Annotated in this window: 7 protein-coding genes; 2 read left to right on the forward strand and 5 right to left on the reverse strand. The window is 41.7% G+C overall.

Features of this window, described 5'->3' with window-relative positions; translation table 11 throughout:
- Positions 1–50 precede the first annotated feature (50 nt).
- The 5 genes from ACFWMP_RS05250 to ACFWMP_RS05270 all read right to left on the reverse strand — a co-directional run bounded on the left by ACFWMP_RS05250 (position 51) and on the right by ACFWMP_RS05270 (position 11,336).
- Entirely contained in the window at positions 51–5,207 is a 5,157-nt protein-coding gene (locus ACFWMP_RS05250; RefSeq protein ID WP_340968508.1) for an endo-alpha-N-acetylgalactosaminidase family protein, read from the reverse strand.
- Positions 5,208–5,350: 143 nt separating this feature from the next.
- Positions 5,351–6,364, reverse strand: a complete 1,014-nt coding sequence (locus ACFWMP_RS05255; RefSeq protein WP_340968507.1) for an S-layer homology domain-containing protein — start codon at positions 6,362–6,364, stop codon at positions 5,351–5,353.
- A 99-nt stretch (positions 6,365–6,463) separates the two neighbouring features.
- Complete coding sequence (locus ACFWMP_RS05260; RefSeq protein ID WP_340968506.1) at positions 6,464–8,095, reverse strand: response regulator transcription factor; 1,632 nt, start codon at positions 8,093–8,095, stop codon at positions 6,464–6,466.
- A 27-nt stretch (positions 8,096–8,122) separates the two neighbouring features.
- Positions 8,123–9,418: an ABC transporter substrate-binding protein gene (locus ACFWMP_RS05265; protein WP_340968505.1), complete on the reverse strand. Its 1,296-nt coding sequence runs from the start codon at positions 9,416–9,418 to the stop codon at positions 8,123–8,125.
- A gap of 118 nt (positions 9,419–9,536) precedes the next feature.
- Positions 9,537–11,336, reverse strand: a complete 1,800-nt coding sequence (locus tag ACFWMP_RS05270; protein WP_340968503.1) for a cache domain-containing sensor histidine kinase — start codon at positions 11,334–11,336, stop codon at positions 9,537–9,539.
- A gap of 399 nt (positions 11,337–11,735) precedes the next feature.
- Between ACFWMP_RS05270 and ACFWMP_RS05275 the strand changes: the two genes are divergently transcribed.
- Both ACFWMP_RS05275 and ACFWMP_RS05280 read left to right on the forward strand, forming a co-directional pair.
- A complete protein-coding gene (locus tag ACFWMP_RS05275) occupies positions 11,736–12,317 on the forward strand; it encodes a TetR/AcrR family transcriptional regulator (RefSeq protein WP_042186580.1) in 582 nt (193 codons plus the stop codon).
- Between the two features lie 24 nt (positions 12,318–12,341).
- Entirely contained in the window at positions 12,342–13,544 is a 1,203-nt protein-coding gene (locus tag ACFWMP_RS05280) for an MFS transporter (protein WP_379422371.1), read from the forward strand.
- Positions 13,545–13,605: the final 61 nt, after the last annotated feature.

The following is a 13,605-nucleotide window of genomic DNA, read 5'->3' on the forward strand; positions in this document are numbered from 1 at the left end:
AGGTACATCATGTTTAGTTACTCACACATGTACCTGGCCTATGACTTTGATTACTCTACAATTTTGCGTGCTACAATAACCAAATCTTCCAATCCGACTTTGCCGTCACCGTCAATATCTGCTTTCTTCGCTTTCTCCCAATCAGGGCTTGCTGAAGTCTTGCCATACTGCGCTGCAACCATCGCCAGATCCCCGATCGTTATTTTACCGTCACCGTTGATGTCGCCTTGCGTTCCTTTCTTACCAATCTCGATATTTACGGAAGAGATCGCTGCCGAAATTTCTTTACCCTGATCATCTGAAATGATTGAACTCTTAACGGCGATTGCCCCATTTACCGTTTGGTTAACTTCCTTCGCTTTAAAGGTTAATTCGAGGACATCTGCACTGTTACTAATTCCATGGGTCGCACCTTCACTTGCTACAATAAAGCGAAGTTTACCTGGGGTGCTGTTGATTGAATCAATAACGCTTACCCCACTAATTAACGAACGCGCCTCAACGAATTCCATAACATCCGCGGCATACTCTAGGGCGATGTCCTGCGCAAAAATCTTATCAGACAGATTCCGTAGTCCATATTGAACTTTGAACACTTCTCCTGGCTGAACTTGACTTGGCGCTGTCAAAGTAGAGGAAGATTTTAACTCACCGTCTGTTTCTGTTACGATGACACGGCTGGTCGCAGCGAAGCCCCCATCCATTGTCGTTGCCGTAATTACGGTTTCGCCTACCTTCAATCCCTTAACTAGAGCATGACCTTCTTGCTGTTCAACGGTTGCTACAGCTTCATCACTGCTGCTCCAAAGTACTTTTTTATTCGAAGCATTCAGAGGCTCTATCACAGCGTTCAATTCGCCCGTGCTGCCTACTTTAATCTCTAGCCGTTCTCTATCCATAACGACGCCTGTAACTTTTACTGCTTCTGCCTCATCCTCCGTCTTGAACACATTGAGTTCTGCAGCAGATGCGAAGGTACCCACGCCTTCTATAGCCTCAAGTCTCAAATATGTTGCTTCTACAGCTGTAAAGCGAACAATTTTTGTGGTCTGATCGAGGGGCCATGATCCATCTGCAATTTTTGTGAAATTCGTTCCGTCAACACTCGTGTACAGGTTATAGCTTGTAATCGTTCCATTGGTTCCAGATACTCTAGGTGAATAATTGAATTGGTTAATGTTATATTTGCCTCCGAGGTCCAAAGTAATGGATTCCGGTAAGTGTGCCGGGGTCCATTTCGTATGCCAGATTGTAGACATATCTCCATCGAGTGCAAGACTCGCTTCACCTCCAGGCTGGAAGCTACTCGCCGTTGCAGTCATTTGCGATTGTGGAATTTGCGTGTTAGGCATATACACATTAATCGTCGAGGTTGCACTTTTTTTACTTCCATCCTTTGCGGTAGCAGTAATGATGGCTGTTCCCGCTTGAAGTGCAGTAACTTTTCCCGCCTGATCCACCGATACAATTTCCGGATGGTCAGAAGTCCAGAGCAGTGTCCGGTCCTGAGCATTTGCTGGTTTTACCTGAGCGCTAACAGAGCTTGACTGTCCTTTGTTCAGATCCAGCTTATTTGGCGTTAGCGTAATAGTCGAGACAAGTACACCTTCCTCCGGAACGATCGCACCCTCATCATCGACGCGAATGTTATCGACCACCAGCGTACCGGTTAACTCCTTCTGACTGTTCAGCTTGTTTTTGATAATGGCCAGATAGGCATCTTTCACCCCTTCGGTTGTAAAAGACAGATCCAGCGTACTGCGTCCTTCTTTCAAATTCTCACTAACCAGATCACGAACTACCCCATTCTCCTTCACTCGAATAGCCACTGTGTACATATCCGTCTCATCCGAGTTGTAGTCCATCGTCAGATGGTAGCGGTTATCCTCCTTCATTCGGAGCGTGTGAGGCAATGTACGCAGCCATTCACCGGTTGCATCTTCATTCGTTTTAAGCGACCAATTACCATCCAGAACATAATTCATGATCTGATTGTCGCCTTTTTCAACTAAATGCGTACGAACTGGACCTATTTTAGAATAAACAAAGGGGCCCCAGCCCTCATCAACGTTCTCGAAATCCTCGAATAATACAGAATTACCAACGTCGGTTTTGGTTGGATTCTCCCATACCCTTACATCATCAAAGGTTACCGTCGAATTTCCATCTTCTACCTTCATATAGAGATTGGCCGTCTCACTAACCGCATCAAAGGTAACCTTAATCCGCTGGAAGTTCGTGCTCACATATTTATGCTGCTGGGCTAAAAAGCCATGCTCTGTGTTATCCAGTGTATTGACAACCTTGTCAGCCCCTTGCTTCACACCGATTTCCACGGTGCGTTTCCCATCTACTTTCACCCATACTGATGCAGAATACGTCTTGCCCGGTGTAAGTCCGGTAATCTCCTGCTGAATTACTGCATCACCAGGACCCTTCACTTGAAGCTGGTCATCGGCGTTACTGTTCTTCACAAATTTAATGTGATCATCACTTGCAGCTGTGGAAGATTTCTTCCAGCTACCGAATGTTTGGCTGTCAAAGCCCGGGTCCTTTACCGAACTCCCTTCGCCCCATACCATTTCCGGCTCTTCAGCAGCTGTTGTCTTATACAGGGCATAACCAATCCCCGGCTGCGCGGTAAGTGTGACTTTACCTCCAGTTACTTCTACACTGCCAACATGCTCACGTCCTAAATCTGTCAGCTTATATAACTGTGCCGTCGTTACGTTACTCCATGAGTCTGGAAGACTCCAAGTCGTTTGGCCACCCGCTGGATTCCAGTGATAGATTTTATCTTCTGTCTCAGGACTCCATGGAATAAAGACCGTACTGTCACTAATGTTGCTGCTATCTGTCATGATAGCGATTTCACGACCATCCTTACTTAAATGGATCTTACCGTCCTGCTTACGTTCAACTACAACCTTCTTTTCAAAATCGATACGGTTATCGGTCATCTTGATGATCGGGAAATGCTGCATATATTTTGTTGGTAGATTGTGATTGAAGAATGCCGCACTAGTTGATTGGTAGCTGTAGAATGGAGCACTGTTCTGCCAATAACCCACGCCTACCTGCTTATTCCCTTTCAGTAAAGGGGTTGTTAAGAAGCCATCCAGCGATTGATTCCGTAGGAAACGGGTAACCTTGCTATCGTCACCTTGGTTCGGGTACCCCGGATCTGTTCCCCAATGAATCCAAGCTGCCTGCTCAAACAGAGGTCCTGCAAATTCTGTACCGAGCATCCAGCCGTTACCGTTGATATAATCTGCGAGTTTCTTCGCATTGTAATCGGCACCATCATATACATCTACATATACAAAGGATAGGTTGTCGCCTGTGTCGCTTTTCAGCATATCCAGACGTCTTTTTAATTCACCGGATTCCACATCTTTGGTTTTGTTAACATAGAATGTTTGATCCAGCCAGCCCCAACCTTTACTCAATGGCTGATTCATATTTTCCATTTTGGTGCCGAAAGCATCCAGCGCGTATTCTGTTGCGTTAATGTGTACACCGCCGCGGATATTGTATTTCTTTCCTTCACTCAAAATATAATTAAAATCCTTCTCTCCACCCTGACGAATACCGATATGGCCGCCGTAATCTGGGTGAGAGTCATCATGACCTTCCGCTTGATATCCTTTGAATAGAATCAGCTGTCCAAAGCCATCCGTGAGATTAGAGATCTTCTTCGCATTATCAAAAGCACGCAAGAACGGAGAGGTTGTAGTAGATCCGATGTTCATGCTGATATAAGAGATATTGTCCCTTATCATTTCACTGCCGGTTGGAGCATCCGTATTCTGACGATATACAATAGCTCCATCTTGCCAGTCAACAACTTTGTCTCCATTCGCATCTGGGGTCAGTACAACCTTAGCCCAAGGCAGTGGCTCCGGATCAAGCACAGTACTTCCACGATAAACCCATGAGCCTCCTGATAACGCTGCTTTCTTCGTATGGAGTGCTGTATCATCGCCTACCTTAATACGTACCTTATCAAAGCCATTTACTACATTAGTGATTACACTCGCAGCTAAGACGTCGGAGTTAACGAATGCATACGCACGTCCCCCACTCACGTCTGCTACTCCCGTCTTAAGGTCGTTAAATTCGTCCTGTACAACGTTCCAGCCCCCAGTTATCCGGACAGCCGTTTCCTGCGCTGTAGGCTGGGTTCCAATTACAGAGACAAGGTCATGATCAGGGAATTCGATCGTTCTTACTTTTTCAGTACCATTCTCTTCAATGCTGGCCACTTTGAACTGAAGAATGTTATCCTGAACCTCCATTTCAACTTTGAGATTCACTTTAATTTCTGGAATCTGAAGCGTGTAGGCTGCAGTCTCACCATGAGTGGCATCTGCTGCTTTTTTACTAAAATCAGAAGCGACTATGAAATAGGACTTCTCGTTGATTTTTATCTCATTAAATCCATTTAACTGTCCATACATTTCCGCGCCGCTGTCTAACCATGTGTATTGTTTAACCCGAGGGAACTCTTTATCGATTTCAACCTTCATGGTGTCAGAGCTTAGAGTTTCAGTAATCGTAATCGGCCTCGGTACTGGATCAGTGGATACAATTGGAGTTACCTTCACATCGTCAATCCATAGGGTCTTGTTATTAAACCAGCTGCGTAGTCCAATCTTCCCTGCACTTGTCGATAATGAGGGAAGACTCGTCGTAAGCACGTTATTGCCATCGATCGATAAAGCTACGCTACCTTTCTCATAGCGCAATTTGAGGGTATACTGTTGGTCAGCAGCAAAGGTAAAACTAGGAGCCGTAATATTTCCATACGATTCCGTCCCTCCTTTCATTGCATCCCAGCCCCAAGAACCCGCATCATATTGGATAACATTGTAGTTATTGCTATCGACGAATCGGTAGACCAGTCCAAATCGTGTGGCAGGCTGACTAAATTTTAACTTCACCTCATATTCAGCATTGGCAACCTGAGGTGAATCTTGGTCTGCTAAAATAACAACCCCTTGTGTCACCGCCTTAACAGCACCTTGATCCGCCGAAAAAGTAGTGGTCCCCTTAGCTGCAGCCCATCCGTCGATGTTGCCATCATTGTAATCTCTGAAATACACGTCCGATTCTTGAGCCGCGAATACGGCTGCCGATGGCAAGCCAAGCTGTACCCCTAGCAACAACGTCAATAGCAAGCTAACCGCTTTGTAACGTTTTCTCATCTCTACGACCTCTTTTCACTTAAATATAAGTAGAATGAACATTATCAATTCACATATTTCCTTTAATTGTATGTTTTTGACATCACAAGGACATAATGAGCCCTCCTTCCATAAGAAGGTGCGTCATTATATGTTTTTTTGTATTACTTGGAATTTAACAATCGCTTGATAACAGCGGCTGATTCCGCTCTTGTAGCAGATTCTTTTGGTGCAAATGTAGTCTGAGTTCTACCTTTCATTAATCCAGATTTCAAGGCAAAGCCCACCGACGCTTTAGCCCACGGGCTTATTTTACTATCATCTTTAAACGCAGTGGTGGAATCTGAGGCCATACTATCGACCTTTACACCGGAAGCATAAGCTTTCGCTCGCATCAGCATCGTTGTCATTTCTTCACGAGTAATGCTTTTTTCCGGAGCAAATTTCGTCTTGGACAAACCACTAATAATTCCGGCTGCATAAGCTTTCTTTACCGTATCTTCGTACCAAACTCCTGATTTCACATCCGTAAACGGATTACCTCCAGAACCTTCTTTAAGATCTAATGCTCTGGCTATAAGAGCTGCGAATTGTGCGCGAGTGATGTTATTATTCGGGGCAAAGCTGTCGGCATCCATGCCTTCAACAATTCCTTTAGTGACCATTTCCATGATATCTTGCTTCGCCCAATGTGAGACGATATCGCTGAAAATCTTGGTGAATGTTGAGGATTGATTCGGGGTGAATTCCTGATCTTTCAGATTACGATCAAGAACCTTTAATGCGGTCCATTTTACTGCAGTTGTACCAGCCCTTTTAGCTTTAAAGGTAATCGTGGCAATGTCCAAATTACCCTTTTCACCATTCACATTTCCGATCTTGGTATGGGCTATCGTAATTTCATTGTTTTTAACGATTGGAGATACAGAAAAGCCTTTGATCTTCGTTTCTGCTTTTACAATCTCAAGCACTTTCGGGTCAAAATTAAATTTAGCTTCATATGCGTATAAGTCTTGAATATCTTTACCCTTTAATGTAACGGTGAACGTAGAATTAGCAGATTCAGTAGCTGATGTCTGCATCTCGAAGTCAGAGACTTTTTCAGCATGGACTGTACTCAACCACATGGAAGAACATAACGTACAGATTAGTGCGAATGTGAATCGTTTGCGTCTCATAAGAACATCCCTTCACCCGTGAATTTTAACTCCCCCCTATCATATGGATTTTGAAATCGGATACACATGATTTATTTTGTTCAACATTGATTATTTTTGTTATTCATTCTCTCTTCGATAAGCTAAGGGACTAATTCCTGTGATTTTTTTAAAAATACGACTGAAATGTTCTGGATTCACGTATCCTACTTGCTCAGAAACCTCGTATATTTTCATTCCGCTCTCCAGCGCCTTTTTAGCCTTCTCGATTCGCAGATTCGTCAGAAACTGAATGAAATTAACACCTATTTCTTTGGAAAACTGTTTGCTTAAATAGCTCTCGCTTACACCGACAATCTGACTAATATTCGACAAATGGACATCTTCGTTAAAGTTTTTCTCTATGAGCTCTTTCGTTTTAGCAACAACAGGGCTAAGAAAGCATTCTTTGGGTTGATCTTTCGGATGCAGCTTTTGATGCAGATGTTCCAAGAACAGTCTGCACCAATGCACCGTATTCTCCCAGGTTTCCTGCTTATAAATATGATCCGTGATGGGATAAGGCAGCTTATCATGAAGCTTTTCCCAAGAAACGCCTTTTTGATAAATTAATGCACTTGCCTCCCAAGTCATATCGACTACATCTGATTTGATAAGCTCAGGTGAACAAGGGTATCGCTGAATCAACAAGTTACAGCAGTGTTCATAGACCTCCTGCCATTTCATTAAATCCGGATCACTTAATGACTTCAGCATTTCGGTTCTAGCCAAATACCATGCTTCTTTCCAGTCACTTTCCTTAATAGCTGGACGCCTTTCAGCTTCCGGATAATATAATCGATTGTACCCCTGGTAAAAACTCAACCCTGCTAATCGTTCAGCTTGGCGGAATAATCGGTTCCACTGCTGATGACCATCCACAATATCACTGATGCCCATAGAAAGCTTCAAATTAATAAATTGCTTTAATCTCATGCTCACCTCAGACAAGATTATGTCTGTCAATCTACGAATGGCGATGATGCTGCATTGCTCTGGAAAAGAGAAGAACAAAACATAATGCCTGTCATCATATCTGCATACTTTGCAGATTCCTTCACTTCTACTTCGATTCGTTACCGTTCGTATCGTCTGCATAATCATACGGTGTGAATCTTCAAATTGAACGGTATCTGATAGCCTAAGAAGCGCAACCTCCAGATTTTTTTCCCCCATATGCTTTCGAACAAGCTCCAACGAAGGCGTTATATCATCATCTGTCACTTCTAAAGAATCCGATAGACAAAGTCGATGCAGAACAGAACAGATCGAAGCTTCAACGTCCTCTAAGGTTGATACTGTCTTTGAGGAGCTTTGCCGCCGCTTCAATTCATCCACAGTCTTAGTCAGTACCGGTGCAATATAAGTTTCATCTAACTTGGCTTTAACAATGTAATCAAAGGCGCCGAGCACAAAGGAATCTCTTACAAAAGAATAATCTCCGTATGCGCTAAGCATGATGGTTAACGGTTGATTCGAAAAAGTAGTGTTATTCAGTGCTTCGAGTAGCTCTACTCCATTCATATTTGGCATTTGAATATCCGCCAGAACTAGATCCACATCTGGATGAATTTTCAGCATATTTAATGCCTCCTTACCATCTCCTGCTTCCCCTGCAATCTCAAAATCGGTCGAAGCAATGGATATATACTCCCGGAGGGCTAACCTAGCTAATGGTTCATCATCAACAATGAGAGCTTTAAATTTCATCATAAATCCCTCCATAATTGATCTATAGGATTACCTCAAAGCCTCAACCGCTATCTCCCAATCATCATTCAATTTTTCTTGAATATCGGCCACCTCAGCACCTGAAAAAATTTCTTGTGCAGCCTTCTTTTCATCAAACTGTATGGCATTTTTTACTTTTTCAAACTTCTCATCGATCCCCAGGTACATAAACGGCTCAAAGGGGTGCTTCTCTTGAACATTGTTGAAGAACGGCAGGAATGATTCAATATTGATCACTGTCGATGAATTTTGCGAATAATTAATATACACTTGGTAAACATCCCGGCTAAATACCCACTCCAAAAATGCTTTAACTTCTTCCGTATTCTTGGAATTTTTATTGATCGCCATATATTGATCTGGCATAGTGATTGCCTGCAAACGCTCTGAAGTTGTCTCTCTCCAGGGCAATGTGAACGCATCTAAATCTTTATCATCCTTCATTTTGGATAAATGATCTCTAAGATACCACTGACCGAGTGCAAGCATAGCCGCTTTATTATTTTGAAACAGCAGTGTTGCCTGATCCACACCAATATTGAGTGCATCGGGCCCTGCTAGTTCATTCTCTGCTATTTTCTTAATCATCACTGCTGCTTTCTCGAAAGGAGAACCTTTTCCGAAAGGGCGTTTTGTCTGTGCGATTGAAGATAAATAATTTTCATCCTTGGATAGTAGAGGCGGTCCGAACTCAGTGAAAGGATAAAACGTCCAATTCTCTTTCCCACCAATCGCAATCGGAATATATTTGCCATGCGCTTTAATCTTCATCATCACATCCATAAATTCATCCATCGTTTGCGGAATCTCTACGCCGGCCTCTTGAAAGATGCTTGGATGGTAATAGACATATTCAGAGAAGGATACAAGTGGTAGACCAAGAATGGAATGATCTAATCTAGCGGGATATTTATTGTTTTTTGCTGCGGTTAATCCATCCAGTGGAAGAAGTACTGCTTTGTAAGTGAGTAGGTCATCTGGCTTCAGGTAAAAAATATCCGGCAAATCATTGGCTGCTAATCGAACCTTTAAATACTGACCGCTATTATCGGGAATTGTCTCTACTTCAACCGTTACATTAGGCTTAATTTTAGAGTAGTCTCTTACTTTTTCCGTCCAAAATTTGATATCTGTCTTCGCTTCCCACATGCCGAATTTTATTTTAATCGGTTGATCCAGATTCACCTTTCCCTGTTGTTGCTCTATTGCCCCTCCTTTGGGACTGAACTTACTTAAAGAGAAGAAGCCACCTACAAAAATAAGAGAAATGATCCCTATTAGAGACACACGGAGTATTATTTTCACTTCTATTAATCACAGCCTTCGAAAAAAGTTTATACCATCATACCTCCTCTGAAGTTACACATGAATGATGTTTTCCCTCTGGACTATGATCTTTTATGATCCTCCGCAGCATTTTGCTTCATCCTCCCTCCCCTAACAACTGATCCTGCATCTCTTCCTCCGGCGTGTCGATCAACGGTAGTCTTATCGATACTATCGTCCCCTGAGGTTTATTCTTCTCGTACTTTAAACCGTAACGCCTCCCGTAATGTAGCTGAATTCGCTTATTAACGTTACTGTTTCCCATACCACTGAAAGAATGCTGATGGCGTATACCATCGCTGTCATATTCCTGAGCATCCATATCCAACATGCCTACACCATTATCAGCTATAGTTATAAGAAGATCTTCCGCTTGTTTGCTCACTATGATTTCGATGATACCAGGATAGTCAACATTCTTTAGTCCATGAATAATACTGTTTTCTAAAATAGGTTGTAGTAGCAATTTCAATATATAATAACCTGCTAAATCCTCATCTACTTCCCATCTCGTTTGAATGGGTCTACCAAAACGAATCTCCATGATATACAAATAATTCTTTAAATGATCTATTTCCTCATCAATCGTAGTCAGAATTCCACCTCGATTAAAAGAAGAAGCCAGTAGACGAGTTAGCGCATGTGTCATATTCCGTATGTTATCTGCTTTACTGATTAAAGCCATAAACTTGATTGAATTGAGTGTATTTATTAAAAAGTGTGGATTGATCTGCGACTGAAGTGCTGCAAACTCCGCCTTTCGCTTCTCCACCTCTTGCCTTTCATGATGGTAGAGCAGATCCTGAATACGCTCCGTCATGTGATTAAAAGAATGCCCAAGCTTAATTAGCTCCAGGCTGCCGGTTCTCATAAATTTAGCGTTTAAATCACCTTCAGTAACCAGATCCATTTGCCGGAGAAGCTCATTTAACGGCTTAGTAACATTAGATACAAAGTAAAATGAAACAAGAATAAATGCTAAGATGATCATCAATGCAAACACCCAGACGATATAATTCACACTAAGGTAATTGGCTGTTAGATCAGCATATGGAATAGACTGTACAAGCCACCATCCGGTCTGATCAATCTTGGCGTAGGTTATCAAATTTCTATATTCACCATTAACATCCACAACGTACCCTTTTTCCTGCGGCCCACGATTTGCGAACCAGTGCATTTGGAATTCCGCCCCTCTAGAGGCAAGGGTATTGGATGAGATAATTTGACCTTCCTCTGTGACGATAAAAAGGCTGGATTCCGTATTATCACGTGACTGCAAAATATGATCAAAGGCACTACTCTCAAACGTAAAAAGAATCATTTCTAGCTGGGATAAAGGATTGATTACACTTGGAGATAGGGCAGCAACCATATTGTAAGGATTGTAGTTACCATATAAAATATTGGGCATCATCCCCAGAAAATGAACGCTATCGGGATTATTTAGCACCTGCCCATACCACGTTTTTTGGCGAAAATAAGAATCATCCAAATTCAAGTTCTTTAAGTACGAATAGGATTGATGATCTTTAAATAGGAAGTTCACCGACAGTACTCGTCCTGAGATGGATGCCGTGTACTTCTCTATTAAGACCTTTAGCTCATAGTAAGCCTGCTGTTTCTCGACTCCACTCTTACGATTAATTTCATAAAGCTTTGCCATCACATCCCTGTCCATACCGATAGAAGCAAATAGTCCCGTCAACCTCCTTATTTCCTGACTAACGGAATAGGAGATCGCTTGAGCCGTTTGCTGAGATCGTGATGTATTTTGCTGAAGAATATCTCGCTTATAAATATTTAGAATAATGATGGAGAATAAGATGATCGGCAGAATGACTACCAGTATAAAAAAAAGCCTTAATGTGCTAGACATCCGCCAATTTTTTCTCATAAGTTCCCTCCCCTTTAAAAGATAACTTATAAACGCTTACTTCTACCTCACCATGAATATTGAACAACATATTCCCTTAAATTTGTGCTACTTCCTGCATGGCGACAAAAGTACTCAGAATATTACACATTCAAATTTACTTCACAAATAAATCCGAGTTTATTTTCATCTTTCGACATCGCTTACGAGCTGATTCAAAATGAAAAAGAGCCGACACTATTGTAGAAAGTTCTACTTTAGGATCAGCTCTTTTAGTTCGGTCAATCGTCTTTTCAAACCGCTTGAGAATTAAGGATATGTTAAAAGGGAAGACTCACTTCAAACAATATTCATTTGCATAAAATAATTTAATTTGATAGTATAACTGACGAACGTTCGTTAATATCGAGGTGATTTTTTTTGAAAAGTAAAGAAATTAAAGACATTGCTTTGAAATGTTTCACAACTCATGGATATGAGGGGGCTTCTTTGTCTCAAATTGCTGAGCAAGTCGGGATGAAAAAACAATCTCTTTATGCCCATTTCAAAGGGAAGGATGATCTTTTTCTGCAAGTTCTACAAGATGCCAAAGAGACAGAAATCTCATCCAAACTACAATATTTGAGTAAGGTAGGGACTCATAATCCTAAAACAGATTTATTAGGATATCTGCAATTGGTCATTGATATGTTTCAAAAGAACGAGCAGTTAAAGTTTTGGCTGCGTATCTCTTTTTTTCCACCGCCCCATCTTGCTACAGCGATTGATGAAGAAGTAATCGACACAGAGAAAAAGATTCAACCCGTACTTGAAAGTAAATTCCAAGCTTGGATCGATGCCAAAGTCATCATGGAAGATGCAGCCTCCATCCCAACGCTTGCCTTTTTAGGTGTAGTTGATTCGATCATGCTAGAGCTTGTGTATGGCAATAATGAAATCCGTTTAAATGAAAAACTAAATGCCTCATGGACCGTATTTTGGAGAGGTATTTCACAGCTGTGATTCTACAAAGAGAGGTATTACTTCATGAAGAAACCATTGAAAGAACAAAAAACAGTCTTACTCATTCTACTAAGTAACATATTCATTGTTTTTCTAGGCGTTGGGCTGATCGTCCCTGTTATGCCTTCCTTTATGAACATTATGCATTTGTCAGGTAAAACGATGGGGTATCTTGTAGCAGCATTTGCATTCGCGCAATTACTCATGTCTCCTCTGGCAGGGCGTTGGATTGACACTTACGGCAGAAAAAAAATGATAGTTATCGGCTTAGTGCTCTTCAGTGCATCGGAATTAATCTTTGGTTTAGGCACACATGTATCCGTTCTTTATATCGCCAGAATTCTTGGTGGGATTGCTGGTGCATTCATTATGCCTGCCGTCACAGCCTATGTTGCGGACATCACCTCAGTAGAGGAAAGACCTAAGGCAATGGGTTATGTTTCTGCCGCCATTAGTATTGGTTTTATTATTGGCCCAGGAATCGGAGGATTTATTACTGAACTAGGTATACGTGCTCCATTCTATTTTGCTGCTGGCTTCGCCTTAATCACTTGTATTTCGTCGATATTTATTCTGAAAGAGCCACTATCCAAAGAGCAGCTTTTGGAAATCAGTAAACTTAAAAAAGACACCAACTTTATCAGTGATCTGAAACGCTCGTTTCATCCAGCATATATTATTGCGTTTATTATAGTGTTTGTCCTCGCCTTTGGCTTATCGGCATATGAAACTGTGTTTAGCCTGTTTTCTGATCATAAATTTGGCTTCACTCCACGGGATATTGCAACCATCATTACAATAAGCTCAATCTTCGGGGTGGTTGTGCAGGTCTTTTTATTCGGTAAAATGGTAGATAAGCTCGGTGAAAAAAAGCTCATTCAACTCTGCTTAATTGCTGGCGTAGCCTTAGCTGTAGCCTCCACCATAATCAATAACTATTTAACTGTTCTGCTAGTAACCTGCTTCATCTTTCTCGCATTTGACCTACTCCGTCCAGCACTAACGACCTATTTATCAAAAACGGCTGAAAAAGAGCAAGGCTTTGTCGCTGGCATGAACTCAACCTATACTAGCCTTGGTAATATCATCGGACCTGCATTAGGCGGAGTATTATTTGATGTAAACATCAACTATCCATATCTCTTTGCGGCTGTCATTATGTTTATTGGTCTTGTAATTACGATGGTATGGAAAGAAAAACAAGCTACTAGTGGGTTGGTAAACTAAGCGGTGGAACATTCACAAGAACATATAAATATGTGACAAAATATTTTTTTGAATATTTTAA

Source organism: Paenibacillus sp. NPDC058367, assembly GCF_042723305.1.
Taxonomy (GTDB): Bacteria; Bacillota; Bacilli; order Paenibacillales; family Paenibacillaceae; genus Paenibacillus_AQ.